We start from the raw sequence: 17,425 nt of genomic DNA on the forward strand, positions 1-17,425 counted from the left end.
CGCGGCTGGAAGCGAGAGGCCGCGGCGTACTGGATTCCCCGCCTTCGCGGGGAATGACACTGCCCTTGGAGTGACGAGCTTTGCCTCGCCCCGCGCCTACGCCGCCGCCTGCTCGCGCGGCTGGTAGATCGCGGTGTGCTGGCAATGCGCAATCGGCGTCGTGCCGTTGGCGACGACCAGCGCGTCGAGTTCGACGAAGCGGTGGCCCTTCTTCTCGTAGTTCGCGGTGACTTTTGCCCGCGCGGTGATCTCGTCGCCGGCGCACACGGCGGACAGCAGCTGCATGCGACTGCCGACGTGGATCCAGGGACCCAGGATGGTGTTGTCGACCAGCACGCGGTTCATGACACGCTGGATCAGGCCGGGATGGCCGAGCCCCTCGCGCGCAAAGATCGGATCTTTCTCCCTGACATCGGCGAGATAGTCGGCCGCGTCCTGCCCGGCCCAGCGGCGCGGCGTCGTGCCTAGCCACTTGCCTGGCTCGAACGTCGCAGGACTGACCGGCTTGCGCTCGGCGACGGCGGGGACTTCGACATAGTCGCTCAACGACACCGTTGGCACTGGCGCCGACAGCGAGGCCGTTCCGGTCGCGCAGAGCTCGGTGCGGCTGAACACCTCGATGGTCAGCAAGCCCCCGTGCTCGGTGGCATCGACATCGGCGGTCTCGCCGTCATAGACCGGCTTGATGAAGCGGGCCTCGACCAGCCCGCGAGAGAGAAAATCGCGGCCCCAGCGCGCGATCGGCACGTGCATCATGTAGGCGAAGACGTCGACGCCGGGGACCAGTCCGCCGGAAAAGCCGAAGCGACGGGCCACATTGTCGTCGTGCATCTTGTTTTCGGATTGCTTGGCGGTGTTGTAGGCCGTGACGCGGTAGGTTTCGAGCCGGTTCGGCATGGCTTGGCCTTCCCATATTCTTATTGTTTCAGGAGCGATCGTAGGCCCTGAGGAACCGGGGTCAATCCCCTCGCCTTTGCGGCCCGAATGCGGTACCACGCGGCGGAATGACCGAGACCCCGACCCGCATCTATGTCGACGCCGACGCCTGTCCGGTGAAGGACGAAATCTATCGCGTCGCGATCCGGCACGGCGTGCCCGTGAGCGTGGTCGCCGGCAATTTCATCCGCGTGCCGCATGATCCCCTGATCGAGCGAATTGCCGCCGGTGGCGGCATGGACGCCGCCGACGATTGGATTGCCGAGCGCGCGAGGGCCGGCGACGTCGTGGTGACCTCGGACATTCCGCTGGCCAGCCGCTGCGTGAAGGCTGGCGCCGACGTGATCGCGCCGAACGGCAAGCCGTTCACGGAGGAATCGATCGGCATGACGCTGGCGGTGCGCAATCTGATGACCGATCTGCGTTCGGCGGGCGAAGTCACCGGCGGTCCGCGCTCGTTCTCGCCGCGCGACCGCTCTGCCTTCCTCTCGGCGCTCGACCAGACGCTACGCCGGATCGCGAGGCGTCGCGCCGATGCGGCCGCAACGAGTCAGGGCTGATCATGGCGCCGCCGCTGATCCAACTCAAAGACATCAGGCTGACCTTCGGCGGCACGCCGCTGCTGTCCGGTGTCGAGCTCAACGTCGCGCCATCCGAACGCGTCTGCCTGATCGGCCGCAACGGCTCCGGCAAGTCGACCCTTTTGAAGATCGCAGCCGGCCTGGTCGAGCCGGATTCCGGCACGCGCTTCGTGCAGCCCGGCGCGACGGTGCGCTACCTGCCGCAGGAGCCGGATTTCGGGGCGCACAAGACCACGCTCGCCTATGTCGAATCCGGGCTCGCGCCCGGCGACGACCAGCACCAGGCGCGCTATCTCCTGGAACAGCTCGGCCTCACCGGCGAGGAGAACCCGCACGACCTCTCCGGTGGCGAGGCGCGTCGTGCGGCGCTGGCCTTCGTGCTGGCGCCCTCGCCCGACATTCTGCTGCTGGACGAGCCGACCAATCATCTCGATCTCGCCACCATCGAATGGCTGGAGCAGGAGCTCGACTCCAGGCGTAGTGCGCTCGTCATCATCAGCCATGACCGCCGCTTCCTTACCAATCTCTCGCGCTCCACCGCCTGGCTCGACCGCGGCCGGATCAAGCAGATCGACCGGGGCTTTGCCTCGTTCGAGGCTTGGCGCGACGAGGTGCTGGCGGAAGAGGAACGCGACCAGCACAAGCTCGATCGCAAGATCGTCGACGAGGAGCACTGGCTGCGCCACGGCGTCTCCGGCCGGCGCAAGCGCAACATCAAGCGGCTCGCCAATCTGCATGCCCTGCGCGACCAGCGCCGCAACTATCGCGGCACCGCCGGCAGCGCCAACCTCGCGGCGGCTGAAGCGGAGCAATCCGGCAAGCTCGTGATCGAGGCCAAAGGCATCACCAAAGCCTATGGCGAACGCAAAATCGTCGAAAACTTCTCCACTCGCATCCAGCGCGGCGACCGACTCGGTATCATCGGGCCGAACGGCGCCGGCAAGACCACACTGGTCAATCTGCTCACCGGCGGCATGCAGCCTGATTCCGGGACGATACGTCTCGGCGCCAATTTGGAGGTAGCGACGCTCGACCAGCACCGCGAAAGCCTCGATCCCAAATCGACGCTAGCCGAGGCGCTCACCGGCGGCCGCGGCGATCAAATCATGGTTGGCGGCAAGCCGAAGCACGTCGTCGGCTACATGAAGGACTTCCTGTTCGGGCAGGAGCAGCGCGGCACGCCGGTGGAGGTGCTCTCCGGCGGCGAGCGCGGTCGGCTGATGCTTGCGCGCGCGCTGGCGAAGCCGTCGAACTTGTTGGTGCTGGACGAGCCGACCAACGATCTCGACCTCGAAACGCTCGACGTGCTCGAGGAGATGCTCGGCGACTACGAGGGCACCGTCATCCTGATCAGCCACGACCGCGACTTCCTCGACCGCGTCGTCACCTCCGTGATCGCGCCGGAGGGGAACGGCAAGTGGATCGAATATGCCGGCGGTTACAGCGACATGCTGAGCCAACGTGGCGCCGATTTGAAGCGCGAAGCGCCGAAGGCGCCACCGCCCGCGGAAAAGAAGGATGAGCGCGCCGCTGCGCCCTCGTCCGCGCCCAAGCGGAAGCTGAGCTTCAACGAGAAGCACGCGCTGGAAACGCTGCCGAAGAAGATGGAAACGTTGCAGGCCGACATTGCCAAATTGCAGCGCGTGCTCGACGATCCCAATCTCTATGCGAAAGACCGCAAAAAATTCGACGACACCTCGGCTGCGATTGCCAGGGCGCACGAGGAATTGTCAGCCGCCGAGGAGCGCTGGCTCGAACTTGAAATGCTTCGCGAAGAAATAGAGCAGGCTTAACCATGACCACTCCCCTCGCCGTAAAGATCGCCCGCGAATACGGCACGCCGTGCGCCGTCATCGACATGGACAGGGTCGAGCGCAACATCGCACGGATCCAGAAGGCCTGCGACGACGCCGGGATCGCCAATCGCCCCCACATCAAGACGCACAAGAACCCGACCATCGCGAAGATGCAGGTCGCCGCCGGCGCCAAGGGCATCACCTGCCAGAAGCTCGGCGAAGCCGAGATCATGGCCAATGCCGGCATCGACGACATCCTGATCAGCTACAATCTGCTGGGCGAAGAGAAGATGGCCCGCCTCGGCGCGTTGCAAGCCAAGGCCAACATGACGGTGGCTGCCGACAATTCGACCGTCGTCGCCGGCCTGCCCAAGGCGGCTGCGGCGTCAGGCCGCCCGCTTTCGGTCGTGGTCGAGTGCGACACCGGGCGCAAGCGAGCCGGCGTCGAGACGCCGGCCGAGGCGATCGCGCTGGCGCGCGAGATCGCGGCGTCTGAGGGACTCGAGTTCGCCGGCTTCATGCTGTATCCGACCGAGACCGGCTGGGCTGAGGCGCAGAAATTCTACGACGAGGCGCTGGCCGGCGTGCGCGCGCACGGGCTCGACGCCAAGATCGTCTCGACCGGCGGCACGCCGAACCTCGTCAACATCGGCAAGCTCAAGGGCGGCACCGAGCATCGCTTCGGCACCTACATCTACAACGATCGCATGCAGGTCGCCGCGGGCTCGGCAACCTGGGATGATTGCGCACTGCACATCTATTCGACGGTGGTGAGCCGCGCCGCGCCCGAGCGCGGCATTCTCGATGCCGGCTCGAAGACGCTGACCACGGACACCGGCGGACTCGACGGACACGGCCTGATCCTGGAGCATCCCGAGGCGAAGATCGCCAAATTCGCCGAGGAGCACGGCTTCCTCGATCTCTCCCGCAGCAACACAAGGCCGAATGTCGGCGACGTCGTCCGCATCGTGCCGAACCATGTCTGCGTCGTCGTCAACATGATGGATGAGGTGGTGATGGTGCGCGGCGAGGAGATCATCGGCACGCTGCCGGTGGCGGCGCGGGGGAAGCTGCGGTAGGGGGCGCGCCGTTCCCACGAACCGTCGTTGCGAGGAGCCCTTGCGACGAAGCAATCCAGACTGCCGCCGAGGAGGGTTCTGGATTGCTTCGCTTCGCTCGCAATGACGGCGGTTAGCGGCTGAGCCACTCCAGCATGCCCCTGCCCGCCGCAGCCCCGGTCGCGAATGACGCCTGCAAGAGATAGCCGCCGGTCGGTGCTTCCCAATCCAGCATCTCGCCGGCCGCAAACGTGCCCGGCAGCTTGCGCAGCATGAAGTGCTCGTCGAGCTCGTCGAACGGGATTCCGCCTGCCGTCGAGATCGCGCGATCGATCGGCGCTATTCCGGTGAGCTGCACCGGAACAGCGTTGACCAGATGTGCGAGCTCCGCCGGCGAGAACGATGCCAGCGGGTGGCCGGCGGCGATAGCGGCTTCCTGCATCAGACCGATGCCGACCGGCGACAACTGCGCCGCCTTGCGGAGGAAGTTCGCCAGCGATTGCTTGCCGCGCACGCCTGACAGCCGCGTGGTCAGCGCAGCGGCGTCGAGATCGGGGCGCAACGCGATCATCAGCGTCGCCTGCCCGAGATCCAGCACGGCTTCGCGCAGTTCCGCCGACAACGCGTAGACCGCGCCGCCTTCGATGCCGCTGCGGGTGATCATCGCCTCTCCGCGCACCGTGTGCGCGCCAATCGTCAGCGCCACGCCCTTGAGCGGCTGGCCCTCGAACCGGTCGCGGAACAGTTTGGACCACGCAACCGTGACGCCGGAATTGGCCGGCCGCAGCTTCGAGACGGCAATGCCCTTTGCGGCGAGAATGTCGACCCAGCGTCCGTCCGAGCCGAGCCGCGGCCAGCTCGCGCCGCCGAGGGCGAGCAGAGTGGCGTTCGCTTCGATTGCGGAGACGCCTTGCGGCGTCCGAAAGATCAGCCGGCCCTCGCCGTGCCAGTCGATCCAGCGATGGCGAAAGGCAAAGCGGACACCGCTAGCATCGAGCCGCCGCAGCCAGGCGCGCAGCAAGGGCGAGGCCTTGAACGCCCTGGGAAACACGCGTCCGCTGCTGCCGATAAAGGTCGGCTCGCCCAGTCCCTCGCTCCAGGCGCGCAGTGCATCCGGCGAAAATGCCTCGACCGCCGACCGCAGCTTCGGTGCCGCCTCGCGGTAGCGTGCCATGAACTGCGGCAGCGACTCGCTGTGGGTGAGATTGAGCCCGCCGCGGCCGGCCATCAGGAATTTGCGCCCCGCGGACGGCATCGCATCAAAAACGGTGACGCGCGCGCCGCCTGACGCCAGCACGTCCGCCGCCATCAGCCCGGCGGGACCGGCGCCGATGACGGCGACGTCGGTCAGAGCTTGATCCCCGCTCGCGCTGCGGCCTGCGCGACGTATTTCTGCGTCTGCTCGAACGCGCCCTGCAGCGCCCTCGCCTTCGACATGTCACTGATCTCAGCGAAATGCGCGGCGATCGCGTCCGGCGTCCATTCGGACTCCGGTAGGTTGACGCCTTCGCTCTCCACGATCTTGATCACCGCGAACGAGCCGGCACCGGCGCCCATGATGGTGCGGGTCGGTGCGTCCTCGCTCAGCATGTACTCAACCGCGGGCGTGATCGCGTTCGGCTTCATCAGCTGCAGCGCCTGCGGCGGCAGCAGCTCTTCGGTCATGCGCGTCGCCGCCGTCGGCGAGATGATGTTGACGCGGATGTTGTTCTTGCGGCCTTCCTCGGCGAGCACGTTCATCAGGCCGACCATGCCCGACTTGGCCGCACCGTAATTGGCCTGGCCGAAATTGCCGTAGAGACCGGAGGACGACGTCGTCAGCACGATGCGGCCGTAATTGCGGTCGCGCATGCCGGCCCAGGCCGCCTTGCAGCAATAGAAGGTGCCGACGAGATGCACGTCGAGCACCTTCTGGAAATCGGCGACCTCCATCTTGCCGAACGACTTGTCGCGCAGGATGCCGGCATTGGCGCACAAGAGATCGACGCTGCCCCATTCCTTGGTAGCGCGCTCGATCATGGCGGTGACCTGCTCGAAATTGGAGACGTCGGCGCCGTCGGCCATCGCGGTGCCGCCGGCTTTGCGAATCTCCTCGACCACGGCTTCGGCTGGCGACAGCGAGCCGCCGGTGCCGTCACGCGCGCCGCCGAAATCGTTGACCACGACCTTGGCGCCGCGGCTCGCCAGCCCGAGCGCATGCGCCTTGCCGAGACCATTGCCCGCGCCGGTGACGATGGCGACGCGTCCGTCGAACCTGATTGCCATGAATTGAGGTCTCTACTGTCTTCCCTTCTCCCCTTGTGGGAGAAGGTGGCGCGCAAGCGCCGGATGAGGGGTCTCTCTCGGCAGGCGCGCTCGCGGAGAGAGACCCCTCACCCGCCTCGCGTTCCGCGAGGCACCCTCTCCCACAAGGGGAGAGGGTGAAACCCCGCTCTGGGTTGCCTTTTTGAGCAGCGATGGGTTGCCGGGTCAAGCCCGGCAACGACGGCACGGGCCTATTCGAAATAGATCAACCCAAGCCAGTCGGCGACCAGCGCCGGCTTGTCCTCGCCCTCGATCTCGACCGTGACGTTGGTACGGGACTGCAATTCGTTCGGCTTGCGGAGCTTGGCCTCCGCGAGCACGAAGCGGCCGCGCACGCGCTTGCCGGAGCGCACCGGCGAGATGAAGCGCAGCCTGTCGAAGCCGTAGTTCACGCCCATCGTGGTGCCCGCAATCACGGGCATCACCTCATAGGACATGATCGACAGCAGCGACATCGTGAGAAAGCCGTGCGCGATGGTGGTGCCGAAGGCGGTCTCCTTCTTCGCGCGGTCCGGATCGACGTGGATGAACTGGTGATCCTCGATCACGTCGGCATAGCTGTCGATGCGGGGCTGGTCGATCAGATGCCACGACGATACGCCGATCTCCTTGCCGACCATGGCCTGATAGGCCCCGAGCGTAACAGGCGGCTTCTTCCAGACTTCGTTCACTTAGGTCTCACTCCGTGTCTTCGGCAGCTCCGGAAAATCCTCCTCGCGGAATTCCCGCCCGCGCAAGGGATCGGTGCGATCATCATCGCGTTCGAGCCGTCGTAGCTGGACGCGGCGAATCTTTCCGGAGATGGTCTTCGGCAGCTCGGTGACGATTTCGAGGCGGCGGATGCGCTTGAACGGCGCCAGACGCGCGTGCAGGTGCCTGAAGATCGACAGCGCGGTCTCCGGCGAGCGTTCTGCGCCCGCGGTCAGCAGCACGAATGCCTTGGGGATCGCGAGCCGGATTGGATCCGGGCTCGGCACCACCGCAGCTTCCGCGACCAGCTCGTGCTCGAGCAGCACGCTCTCCAGCTCGAATGGGCTGATGCGGTAATCGGACGATTTGAACACATCGTCGGAGCGGCCAACGAAGGTCAAGTAGCCGTCCTCGTCCGCGAATACGACGTCGCCACTGCGATAGAGCGCGCCTTCCGCGCCGGACAGTTTGCCATCCCCGCCCTGGTAGCCCTGCATCAGGCCCGCGGGGCGGTCAGCGCCCAGCACCAGCGTCACCTCGCCTTCCTTGGCCGGGTTACCATCGGCATCGCTGATCTGCACGCGATAGCCCGGCAGCGGACGGCCCATCGAGCCGATCTTGATCTTTTGCCCCGGCGAGTTGCCGGCGAGCGCGGTGCTTTCGGTCTGGCCGTAGCCGTCGCGAATGGTGAGACCCCAGGCGGCCTGCACCTGGTCGATCACCTCGGGGTTCAGCGGCTCGCCGGCGCCGCAGACCTCGCGCAAGGCCACCTTGAACGAGGCGAGGTTTTCCTGGATGAACAGCCGCCACACCGTCGGCGGCGCGCACAGCGTGGTGACGCCGCAGCGGCCGATGGTGGCAAGTAGCGCCTTGGCGTCGAAGCGCGGCTGGTTGACCACGAACACGGTCGCGCCCGCATTCCACGGCGCGAAGAAGCAGCTCCAGGCATGCTTGGCCCAGCCGGGCGAGGAGATGTTGAGATGAACGTCGCCGGGCTTCAGGCCGATCCAGTACATCGTCGAGAGATGGCCGACGGGATAGCTGCGCTGACTGTGCCGCACCAATTTTGGTTTTGCGGTCGTGCCCGAGGTGAAATAGAGCAGCATCGGATCGTCGGCGTTGGTCGGACCATCAGGCGCAAAATCTTCGGAGGCCTTTGCCGCCCCGTCATATCCAAGCCAACCGTCGGATGCCGTGCCGACGACAATCCGGACGACGTTCTCGGCGCCCAAGCTCGCGAATTTCGCGACCTGGTCTTGGGCGGCGACCACTGCCCTGCACTTGCCGCGATCGAGCCGGTCGCGCAGCTCGTCAGCAGTCAGCAGCGTCGTAGCGGGAATGACGACCACGCCGAGCTTCATCGCGGCAAGCATCGTCTCCCACAGCGGAACCACATTGCCGAGCAGCAGCAGGAGATGATCGCCGCGCTTCAGACCCTGCGCGCGGAGGAAGTTCGCAACCTGGTTGGAGCGGCGCGACAGCGCCGCGAAGGACAGCTTCGTCTGCTTGTCCTGGGCGGCATCGACGATCCAGAGCGCGGGCCGATCCTTGCTGTCCGCATTGGTCGCGAGTTCGGCGTCGAACCAGTCGAGCGCCCAGTTGAAAGGAACCGGATCGGGCCAGCGGAAACCTTTGACCGCGGCTTCGTAATCCGTGCGGTGTTGCAGAAGGAACGCGCGTGCTTCCTGGAATGTGGTCATCAAGCTTTCCCGGCTAAACTCCTAACGTGCTTGATAATTCCGGAAAAATCCACCCCGCCCTGGCCGGCTGCGTCGAAAGACTGATAGATCTCCTGGGCATGCTTGCCGAGCGGCGTCGCTGCGCCCGCAGCCTTGGCCGCATCCTGCGCCAGGGTGAGGTCCTTCACCATCAGCGCTGAGGCAAAGCCCGGCTTGTAATCGTTGTTCGCCGGCGAGGTCGGCACCGGGCCCGGCACCGGGCAATAGGTCGTCAGCGACCAGCACTGGCCGGACGAGGTCGAGGCGACGTCGAACAGCGCCTGATGCGAGAGCCCAAGCTTCTCACCGAGCGCGAAGGCTTCGCTCACCGCGATCATGGAAATGCCCAGAATCATGTTGTTGCAGATCTTGGCGGCCTGCCCTGCTCCGGCGCCGCCGCAATGCACGATCTTCTTGCCCATGTTCTCGAGCACGGGCCTCGCCGCGGCAAATGCCTTCTCCTCGCCGCCGCACATGAAGGTGAGCGTTGCGCCCTTGGCGCCGCCGGTGCCGCCGGAGACCGGCGCATCGACCGAGAGCACGCCGTGCTTGGCGGCGAGCGCATGCGCGGCCCGCGCGCTTTCGACGTCGATGGTGGAGCTGTCGATGATCAGCGCACCCTTGGTCATGGCGGGCACGACCTCGTTCCAGACGCCGAGCACATGCTTGCCCGCGGGCAGCATGGTGACGACCACGTCGGCGCCCTTCACCGCGCCCGCCGCGCTGTCGGCGATGCTGGCGCCATCGTCCCTGGCCTGATTGCGCGAGGCTTCGACGAGATCGAACGCCACCACCTTGTGGCCGGCCTTGACGAGGTTGGCAGCCATCGGGCCGCCCATGTTGCCGAGACCGATGAATGCGATCGTGGCCATTGTCGTTTCCTCCGCTGTCGCGTTGTTAGTTGAACTTCAGCTCGTCCGCGCCGATCTCGGCGAGATAGGGCGCAAGCATGTCCGGCGTCACATCCTCGATCCGCGGCGGCGACCAGATCGGGTTGCGGTCCTTGTCGATCACGGCGGCGCGGACGCCCTCGCGGAAATCGTCACTGCGGAAGACTTCGAGCGCGGCGCGGTATTCGCGCACCAGGCACTCTTCCAGGCTCGATCCGCGCGCCAGCCGCAGCAGCTTGAGCGTCACCACCATGCCGCGCGGTGATTTTTCGTTCAGCGTCTTCAGCGTGGCCAGCGCGAACTCGGAACCATCGCGCTTTAACGCAGCGAAAATGTCCTCCATGCGGTCGAAGCCGAACAGCGCATCGATGACGAGTTTCCTGGCGGCGACCGGCCCCGCAGTCTCGCCGGTGGCGAAGCCTTCGATGAGCTTGCTGACATCGGCAGCGGTCGCACCCGAGCGCACCTTCGTCAGCGCCTCGCGCAGCTCCGGCAATCTCGCCGCCGGCACGACCCAATCGGCAAACTTCGCATGGATCGCGTCCGGCCCGTTCATGGTCTGGCCGGTCAGCCCGAAATAGGTGCCGATCTCGCCCGGCGAATGCGATAGCAGATAGGTGCCGCCGACATCGGGGAAGAAGCCGAGGCCGACTTCGGGCATCGCAAGCTTGGTGCGATCCGTGACGACACGATGGCTGGCATGGGCCGACAAACCGACGCCGCCGCCCATCACGATGCCGTCCATGAAGGCCACATAGGGTTTTGGAAACTTCTTGATCCGGGCATTGAGGATGTATTCCTCGCGCCACAGGATCTTGCCGAGGTCGCCATTGACTTTCGAGCTTTCCCAGAGCGTGCGGATGTCGCCACCGGCGCAGAGACCGCGCTCGCCGGCGCCTTCCAGCAGGATCACGGCAATTGCAGGATCAGCTTCGAAGCGATCGAGCGCCTTGTCGATGTCGCGAAACATCTCCAGCGTCACGGCGTTGATCGCCTTGGGACGATTGAGCCTGATGATGCCGGCCGCGCCTTCGACGCGCGCGATCAGATCGCCCTCGTCCACCCCGCTCATCGCGCGCCCTCGATCAGTTTGCGCGCCACGATGAGCCGCATGATTTCGTTGGTGCCTTCGAGGATCTGGTGCACGCGCAAATCACGTACGATCTTCTCGATGCCGTATTCGCTGAGGTAGCCATAGCCGCCGTGCAGCTGCAGCGCATGATTGGCGACCTCGAAGCCGACATCGGTGCCGAATCGTTTCGCCATGGCGCAGAGCATGGTGGCGTCAGGATCCTTGCGATCGAGCGCGGCGGCGGCGCGCCACAGGAAAGTGCGGGCGGCCTCCAGCTCGATGGCCATGTCGGCGAGACGGAACTGCAGCGCCTGGAATTCGTCCAGCCGCTTCCCGAACGCCTTGCGCTCCTTCATGTAGGCGCGCGCCTTGTCGAGCGCTGCTTGCGCGCCGCCGAGCGAGCACGCCGTAATGTTCAGACGGCCGCCGTCGAGACCCGCCATCGCGATCTTGAAGCCTGTGCCCTCCTCGCTCAGGCGATTGGCCACAGGCACGCGGGCGTCCTCGAATATCACTGCGCGGGTGGGCTGTGCGTTCCAGCCCATCTTGCGCTCGTTGGCACCGAAGGAGACGCCCGGCGTCTTGCCGTCGATGACGAGGGTCGAGATGCCGCCGGGGCCGTCGCCGCCGGTGCGCACCATCGCAACCAGCAGATCGGTGCCGCCCGCGCCGGAGATGAACTGCTTCTGGCCGTTGAGGACGTAATGATCGCCGTCGCGCACCGCGCGGGTGCGCAAAGCTGCCGCATCGGATCCGGCACCCGGCTCGGTCAGGCAGTAGCTCGCGATCAGCTCCATGGTGCAGAGCTTCGGCAGCCATTGATGGCGCTGGGTGTCGCTGCCGAAGGCATCGATCATCCAGCTCGCCATGTTGTGGATGGAGATGAAGGCAGAGGTGGTCGGACAGCCCGTCGCCAGCGCCTCGAAGATCAGCGCCGCGTCGAACCGCGTCATGGCGGAACCGCCAACATCGTCGCGGATGTAGATGCCGCCCATGCCGAGGATGGCGGCCTCGCGCATCACATCGACGGGGAAATGCTTCTCCTCGTCCCAGCGCAACGCGTGCGGCGCGATCTTTTCCGCCGCAAACGCCAGCGCCATGTCGCGGAGGACGACCTGATCCTCGTTCAGAGCGAACTGCATGCTGGGCTGCTCTTTCTTTCGTCATTGCGAGCGAAGCGAAGCAATCCAGACCGTCTCCGCGGGAAGATACTGGATTGCTTCGTCGCTACGCTCCTCGCAATGACGGCTGACGCCGTCACTTCATCAGCGGGATCGAGAACTCCGCACCTTCCTTGACGCCCGACGGCCAGCGCGAGGTCACCGTCTTGGTCTTGGTGTAGAAGCGGACCGAGTCCGGGCCGTGCTGGTTGAGATCGCCGAAGCCCGACTTCTTCCAGCCGCCGAAAGTGTAATAGGCGATCGGCACCGGGATCGGCACGTTGATGCCGACCATGCCGACGTTGACCCTCGCCGCGAAGTCGCGCGCGGCGTCGCCGTCGCGGGTGAAGATGGCAACGCCGTTGCCGTAATCGTGGTCGGACGGCAGCGCCAGCGCTTCCTTGTAGTCATGCGCGCGCACGACCGAGAGCACCGGACCGAAGATCTCTTCCTTGTAGATCCGCATGTCCTTGGTGACGTTGTCGAACAGCGAGCCGCCGAGATAGAAGCCGTTCTCGTAGCCCTGCATCTTGAAGCCGCGGCCGTCGACCGCCAGCGTCGCGCCTTCCTTGATGCCGATGTCGATGTAGTTCTTGACCTTCTCGACTGCCTCGCGCGTCACCAGCGGACCATAATCGGCCGACGGATCGATCGAGGTGCCGATTTTCAAGGATTCGACGCGCGGGATCAGCTTTTCCATCAGCCGATCGGCGGTTGACTTGCCGACGGGGACCGCGACGGAGACGGCCATGCAGCGCTCGCCGGCCGAGCCGTAGCCGGCGCCGATCAGCGCGTCGACGGCCTGGTCCATGTCCGCGTCGGGCATGACGATGGCGTGGTTCTTGGCGCCGCCGAAGCACTGGCAGCGCTTGCCGGTCTGGGCGGCACGCTCATAGATGTACTGAGCGATCGGCGTCGAGCCGACGAAGCCGACGGCCTTGATATCGGGATCGTCCAGGATGGCGTCCACGGCTTCCTTGTCGCCGTTGACGACGTTGAGGATGCCGGCCGGCAGCCCGGCCTCGATCATCAGCTCGGCGAGCTTCATCGGCACGCCGGGATCGCGCTCCGAGGGCTTGAGGATGAAGGCGTTGCCGCAGGCGATCGCGGGGGCGAACTTCCACATCGGGATCATCGCCGGGAAATTGAACGGCGTGATGCCGGCGACGACGCCGAGCGGCTGGCGCATCGAATAGATGTCGATGCCGGGGCCGGCGCCTTCGGTGTACTCGCCCTTCATCAAATGCGGAATGCCGCAGGCGAATTCGACCACCTCGAGGCCGCGCTGGATGTCGCCCTTGGCATCGGGCACGGTCTTGCCGTGCTCACGCGCGAGCAGCTCGGCGAGCTTGTCGTAGTCGCGCTGGATCAGCTCCAGGAACTTCATCATGACGCGGGCGCGGCGCTGCGGATTGGTCGCGGCCCATTCGGGCTGCGCGGCTCGCGCGTTCTCGACGGCGGCGCGGACCTCGGCCTTGGACGCCAGCGCCACCTTGGCCTGGACGTCACCGGTCATCGGCTCGAAAACGTCGGCGGTGCGGCCAGAGGTGCCCTTGACCTCCTTGCCACCGATGAAATGTCCGATCGAACGCATGGAATGGTCTCCTTCAGGCCGAGCGTGGTCGCTTTGACAAATCCTATTGACCTGCATTTTATAGGATTCAAGTCTGAGATAATGCACCACAGATGTGCGAAAATGCTGGATCAAGGCGCTATCGATTGGGACGACTTTCGCTTCGTGCTGGCCATCGTGCGGGGCGGCTCGGTCTCGGCTGCGGCAAAGCAGCTGGGCGTCGACCATGCGACCGTGATCCGCCGCGTCGACCGGCTGGAGAAGCACCTCTCGGCCAAGCTGTTCGACCGGCGCAAGACCGGCTACCTCCTCACCGAGGCCGGCCAGCGCGTCGCCGACAGCGCCGAAGCCATGGAATCGACGATCGTGGCCAACCAGGAGCAGGTCGGCGGGTCCGTGGCGCGGCTGACCGGCACGGTGCGGATCGGCGCCCCTGACGGCTTCGGTACCGCCTTCCTGGCGCCGCGGCTGGCGCCGTTCGCGGACCGCTATCCCGATCTCGATCTGCAACTTGTGGCCACCGCGCGGCTGTTCAGCCTCTCCAAGCGCGAGGCCGATATCGCCATCAGCCTGACCATGCCCAAGGAAGGCCGCATCGTCGGGCGCAAGCTGCTCGACTACCGCCTTGGGCTCTATGCCGCGCCCGCCTATCTCGATCGCTTCCCTGAGATCACCTCGCGGCAGGACCTGACGCAGCACCGTTTCGTCGGCTACATCGAGGAGCTCCTGTTCACGCCGGAGCTCGACTATCTGCCGCAGGTGTCGCCGCGTATCTCGGCGCGCTTCCGCAGCGCCAATCTGATCGCCCAGCTCAACGCCACGCTCTCAGGCTTCGGCATCGCGGTGCTGCCGCATTTCATGGCGAGCGACTATCCGCAGCTCGTCGCCGTGCTGCCGGAGGAGATTTCGATCACGCGGACGTTCTGGATGCTGATGCACGCCGACAGCAAGGACCTGGCGCGGATCAGGGCCGTGGCGGATTACATCAGCGAGATCGTGGAGCGCGAGCGGGCGTTGTTTGCAGGGCGCTAGCACCGCTCTTGTAGGGTGGGCAAAGCGAAGCGTGCCCACCAAATTCTTGCCATCATGGAAGAACGTGGGCACGGCGCAAGAGCGCCTTTGCCCACCCTACGGCAGCTCCGCCTAGTTCTGCTTCTTCTTCAGCGTCGTCGCCTTCACAGGCTCACGCTTCGCTCCCTCGAGCGCCAGGTCCCGACCCGCCTTCAGCATCTCGTCGGACAATTCGCTCGAGCCGGCGATGCGCGCCAGCAGCATGGTGCCCGCCATCGTCGCGAGCGTCGCGATCGCCTGCTTGCGTGCGGCCTTACGCGGCACGTTCGGGATGGTGTCGGTCAGGGCCTCGATCATCTCATCCAGCTTGCCGGCAAAGGCCTTGCGTGTCTTCGGGCTCTCGCGGGCGATCTCCGCACCGAGAGCGGGAATCGAGCAGCCCTGGCCGGGATTGTCGCGGTGCAGCGTGGACAGATAGCTCTCCGCGATCAGCGCCAGCCGTTTCTCGGGAGCGGCCTCGCCGGTGAGCTTGCGCCAATGTTCCATCGAACGGTCCATGGCGTAGGCGAAGGCCTCGATCACCAGCGCCTCGCGGGAATCGAAATGCGCGTAAAAGCCGCCGTGGGTCAGGCCCGCCTCCTTCATGAGGTCGGCGACGCCGATGCCGTGGGCACCCTTCTCCCGCAGCCGCACCGAGGCCTTCTTCACGATGCGGTCGTGGGTTTCCTGCTTGTGTTCCCGGGAATAACGCATGCCAATCTCATTGGATGTCGGAGATCATCTCATAACACGCAAATGACGAAATGGGTGCATTAATTCATGTTATGCTGCTTCCGATCATGGAAAACGTCGCAGTTGCGTGCACCGCGAGGGCCCCTTTCCCGTCCCGGACGAAGCCTTCGGTGTAGCTGGTCTGGCGCCCCAGCTTGATGATTTTGCCCTCGGCCGAGATCAGGCCCGAGCGAACCGACAGCGGACGCAAAAAGGTCAGCTTCAGATCGAGGGTCACCGAGCTTTGCCCGGCCTCGAGCCGGGTCGAGATGGCACATCCCATGGCCGTATCGAGCAGCGCCGCGGCGGTCGCGCCATGGAGAAGACCGATGGTGTTTTCGAGATCCTCGCGCGGCTCCAGTTCCATGACGATCCGGCCGGGCTCAACCACCGCCATGACGAATCCGACCAGCTTTGCGAAGGGCGGCGGCGGCAGCCTGCCGTCGCGGATGCCCAGCATGGCATCCATGCCCGACAGGCCCATCGCAACCTTCGCGACGGGTGCTGGCACCTGCCAGTCCACCACGCGCTCGCGCCGTTGCGCGGGCGAAAACAGGTCGCGTTGATCGTTACCGGTCATGGCTGCCTCTTTAAATGATATATATCATACTATGCCACGGACTTCACGCTGGCAACTCCGCAGCCCTGCCCGCTTGACAAGGAAAGCGTTTCGGCCCGGAAGTGATCCCGATCGGCGCGCCTCGCGCCGGTCCACGAAACCTATCGAGATCCCACGATGGAAATGCTCAACCACCATTGCGGCGTGACGCGCGATGCGCGCGGCGTCGTCCATGTCGCGATCTGCAACGCCGGCTCGCTCAACATTCTCGGCTCGCCGGTCATCGACGCCGTGCGCGAAGGCCTGCAGCAGCTCGCATCCGATCGCAGCATCCGTGCCGTGGTGCTGCGCGGACAGAGCGAGAAGAGCCTGATCGGCGGGGCCGACATCAAGGAGATGGCTGGGCTCGACCAAAAATCGGCCGAAGCCTTCATCAGCCGCCTGCGCGATCTCTGCGAGGCGGTGCGCGGCTTCCCTGCCCCGGTCATCGCACGCATGCCGGGCTGGTGCCTCGGCGGCGGGCTCGAAGTGGCTGCCGCCTGTGACTTCCGCATCGCCGCGCATGACGCCCATTTCGGCATGCCGGAGGTACGCGTCGGCATTCCCTCGGTGATTCACGCCGCGCTGCTGCCGCGTCTGATCGGCTGGGCCCGTGCGCGCTGGCTGGTGATGACGGCGGAGAACATCGATGCCGCGACGGCATTCGCCTGGGGCCTGGTCGACAAGGTCGCCGCGCCCGGTGAGCTGGATGCCGAGGTCGAGCACCTGGTGAAGGCCTTGCTTGAATGCGGCCCCGCGGCGCTGCGATCGCAGAAGGCGTTGCTGCGGCAATGGGAAGAGCTGCCGCTGACGGAGTCCGTGAACCTCAGCGTGAAAGTGTTCGGCGAGTCGTTCCTGACCGACGAACCGACGCGGCTGATGGGCGCATTCGTGAACCGAAAGCGGTAGGCGCGAGGCAACAGCGCAGCCAAGAAACGAAGGTGTCATGCCCCGCCTAGTGCGCAATTGTGCACGGGGGCGAGGCATCCAATACGCCGCGCCTTCTCGGTTCTGGCCGCGTGGCCTCTGGAATACTGGATCACCCGCCTTCGCGCGTGATGACAGTGTACCTTGGATAAGCACCCCTCAATCGCACGACCAAATCTCATCCGGCCCACGACATTTTCTCATCCCCGTCGCGGTTGCATTTTTTGCGCCGCATCATATGATGATCATAATCTTACGCGTCACCGCCAGGGAGCTCCGTTATGGCCGAAGCCGTCGATCCCGTCGTCATCGTCTCCGCTGACGCAGACGTCCGAAAACG

15 protein-coding genes and 1 pseudogene are annotated in these 17,425 nt (G+C 65.4%); 5 read left to right on the forward strand and 11 right to left on the reverse strand.

The genetic code is table 11. From position 1 onward, the window contains the following. Window positions 1-96: 96 nt before the first annotated feature. Window positions 97-897, reverse strand: a complete 801-nt coding sequence (locus tag AC24YW_RS02365) for a hypothetical protein (RefSeq protein ID WP_487481191.1) — start codon at window positions 895-897, stop codon at window positions 97-99. Between the two features lie 107 nt (window positions 898-1,004). On the opposite strand from AC24YW_RS02365, the gene AC24YW_RS02370 reads away from it, so the two are divergent. From AC24YW_RS02370 to AC24YW_RS02380, 3 genes are read left to right on the forward strand one after another with little or no spacing between them, the layout of a single operon-like run. Next, window positions 1,005-1,496, forward strand: coding sequence for a YaiI/YqxD family protein (locus AC24YW_RS02370; protein ID WP_487481192.1), 492 nt, complete (start codon window positions 1,005-1,007; stop codon window positions 1,494-1,496). Between the two features lie 2 nt (window positions 1,497-1,498). Continuing rightward, on the forward strand, window positions 1,499-3,310 hold the full coding sequence (locus tag AC24YW_RS02375; RefSeq protein WP_487481193.1) for an ABC-F family ATP-binding cassette domain-containing protein: 1,812 nt from the start codon (window positions 1,499-1,501) through the stop codon (window positions 3,308-3,310). A gap of 2 nt (window positions 3,311-3,312) precedes the next feature. After that, window positions 3,313-4,392 carry a D-TA family PLP-dependent enzyme gene (locus tag AC24YW_RS02380; protein WP_487481194.1) on the forward strand — a complete coding sequence of 360 codons (1,080 nt, stop codon included), beginning with the start codon at window positions 3,313-3,315 and terminating at the stop codon, window positions 4,390-4,392. A gap of 112 nt (window positions 4,393-4,504) precedes the next feature. Here the strand turns inward: AC24YW_RS02380 and AC24YW_RS02385 are convergent, their stop codons facing one another. From AC24YW_RS02385 to AC24YW_RS02420, 8 genes and pseudogenes are all read right to left on the reverse strand, one after another. Then, window positions 4,505-5,722 (reverse strand): BaiN/RdsA family NAD(P)/FAD-dependent oxidoreductase, encoded by a 1,218-nt coding sequence (locus AC24YW_RS02385; RefSeq protein WP_487481841.1) that lies wholly within the window; start codon window positions 5,720-5,722, stop codon window positions 4,505-4,507. Beyond that, window positions 5,719-6,636 carry an SDR family NAD(P)-dependent oxidoreductase gene (locus tag AC24YW_RS02390; protein ID WP_487481195.1) on the reverse strand — a complete coding sequence of 306 codons (918 nt, stop codon included), beginning with the start codon at window positions 6,634-6,636 and terminating at the stop codon, window positions 5,719-5,721. The genes AC24YW_RS02385 and AC24YW_RS02390 overlap by 4 nt, the downstream gene beginning before the upstream one ends. Before the next feature lie 230 nt (window positions 6,637-6,866). Next, window positions 6,867-7,346: a MaoC family dehydratase gene (locus AC24YW_RS02395; RefSeq protein WP_487481196.1), complete on the reverse strand. Its 480-nt coding sequence runs from the start codon at window positions 7,344-7,346 to the stop codon at window positions 6,867-6,869. Next, window positions 7,347-9,065 carry an AMP-binding protein gene (locus AC24YW_RS02400; protein WP_487481197.1) on the reverse strand — a complete coding sequence of 573 codons (1,719 nt, stop codon included), beginning with the start codon at window positions 9,063-9,065 and terminating at the stop codon, window positions 7,347-7,349. It lies immediately after the preceding gene. Continuing rightward, window positions 9,065-9,967: pseudogene (gene mmsB / locus AC24YW_RS02405) on the reverse strand (3-hydroxyisobutyrate dehydrogenase); the annotation flags it as partial. The gene AC24YW_RS02400 and the pseudogene mmsB, both read right to left, overlap by 1 nt. Window positions 9,968-9,980: 13 nt before the next feature. Then, complete coding sequence (locus tag AC24YW_RS02410; RefSeq protein ID WP_487481198.1) at window positions 9,981-11,045, reverse strand: enoyl-CoA hydratase/isomerase family protein; 1,065 nt, start codon at window positions 11,043-11,045, stop codon at window positions 9,981-9,983. Continuing rightward, window positions 11,042-12,187: an isobutyryl-CoA dehydrogenase gene (locus AC24YW_RS02415; RefSeq protein WP_487481199.1), complete on the reverse strand. Its 1,146-nt coding sequence runs from the start codon at window positions 12,185-12,187 to the stop codon at window positions 11,042-11,044. Before AC24YW_RS02415 ends, AC24YW_RS02410 begins: the two co-directional genes overlap by 4 nt. Window positions 12,188-12,302: 115 nt before the next feature. Then, complete coding sequence (locus tag AC24YW_RS02420) at window positions 12,303-13,799, reverse strand: CoA-acylating methylmalonate-semialdehyde dehydrogenase (RefSeq protein ID WP_487481200.1); 1,497 nt, start codon at window positions 13,797-13,799, stop codon at window positions 12,303-12,305. A 102-nt stretch (window positions 13,800-13,901) separates the two neighbouring features. Here AC24YW_RS02420 and AC24YW_RS02425 point away from each other — a divergent pair, with 102 nt between their 5' ends. Continuing rightward, window positions 13,902-14,810 (forward strand): LysR family transcriptional regulator, encoded by a 909-nt coding sequence (locus AC24YW_RS02425; RefSeq protein WP_487481201.1) that lies wholly within the window; start codon window positions 13,902-13,904, stop codon window positions 14,808-14,810. A 111-nt stretch (window positions 14,811-14,921) separates the two neighbouring features. Here AC24YW_RS02425 and AC24YW_RS02430 read toward each other — a convergent pair whose 3' ends face one another. Both AC24YW_RS02430 and AC24YW_RS02435 read right to left on the reverse strand, forming a co-directional pair. Continuing rightward, complete coding sequence (locus tag AC24YW_RS02430; protein ID WP_487481202.1) at window positions 14,922-15,542, reverse strand: TetR/AcrR family transcriptional regulator; 621 nt, start codon at window positions 15,540-15,542, stop codon at window positions 14,922-14,924. Between the two features lie 64 nt (window positions 15,543-15,606). Next, window positions 15,607-16,140: a PaaI family thioesterase gene (locus AC24YW_RS02435; protein ID WP_487481203.1), complete on the reverse strand. Its 534-nt coding sequence runs from the start codon at window positions 16,138-16,140 to the stop codon at window positions 15,607-15,609. A 156-nt stretch (window positions 16,141-16,296) separates the two neighbouring features. Between AC24YW_RS02435 and AC24YW_RS02440 the strand changes: the two genes are divergently transcribed. Further along, complete coding sequence (locus AC24YW_RS02440) at window positions 16,297-17,067, forward strand: enoyl-CoA hydratase (RefSeq protein WP_487481204.1); 771 nt, start codon at window positions 16,297-16,299, stop codon at window positions 17,065-17,067. Window positions 17,068-17,425: the final 358 nt, after the last annotated feature.

It is taken from the genome of Bradyrhizobium sp. USDA3516 (assembly GCF_057651995.1).

Coding starts and splice junctions, on each gene's coding strand:
- AC24YW_RS02365 (WP_487481191.1), bottom strand. CDS start 897: ATGCCGAACCGGCTCGAAACCTACCGCGTCACGGCCTACAACACCGCC.
- AC24YW_RS02370 (WP_487481192.1), top strand. CDS start 1,005: ATGACCGAGACCCCGACCCGCATCTATGTCGACGCCGACGCCTGTCCG.
- AC24YW_RS02375 (WP_487481193.1), top strand. CDS start 1,499: ATGGCGCCGCCGCTGATCCAACTCAAAGACATCAGGCTGACCTTCGGC.
- AC24YW_RS02380 (WP_487481194.1), top strand. CDS start 3,313: ATGACCACTCCCCTCGCCGTAAAGATCGCCCGCGAATACGGCACGCCG.
- AC24YW_RS02390 (WP_487481195.1), bottom strand. CDS start 6,636: ATGGCAATCAGGTTCGACGGACGCGTCGCCATCGTCACCGGCGCGGGC.
- AC24YW_RS02400 (WP_487481197.1), bottom strand. CDS start 9,065: ATGACCACATTCCAGGAAGCACGCGCGTTCCTTCTGCAACACCGCACG.
- AC24YW_RS02410 (WP_487481198.1), bottom strand. CDS start 11,045: ATGAGCGGGGTGGACGAGGGCGATCTGATCGCGCGCGTCGAAGGCGCG.
- AC24YW_RS02415 (WP_487481199.1), bottom strand. CDS start 12,187: ATGCAGTTCGCTCTGAACGAGGATCAGGTCGTCCTCCGCGACATGGCG.
- AC24YW_RS02420 (WP_487481200.1), bottom strand. CDS start 13,799: ATGCGTTCGATCGGACATTTCATCGGTGGCAAGGAGGTCAAGGGCACC.
- AC24YW_RS02425 (WP_487481201.1), top strand. CDS start 13,902: ATGCTGGATCAAGGCGCTATCGATTGGGACGACTTTCGCTTCGTGCTG.
- AC24YW_RS02430 (WP_487481202.1), bottom strand. CDS start 15,542: ATGCGTTATTCCCGGGAACACAAGCAGGAAACCCACGACCGCATCGTG.
- AC24YW_RS02435 (WP_487481203.1), bottom strand. CDS start 16,140: ATGACCGGTAACGATCAACGCGACCTGTTTTCGCCCGCGCAACGGCGC.
- AC24YW_RS02440 (WP_487481204.1), top strand. CDS start 16,297: ATGGAAATGCTCAACCACCATTGCGGCGTGACGCGCGATGCGCGCGGC.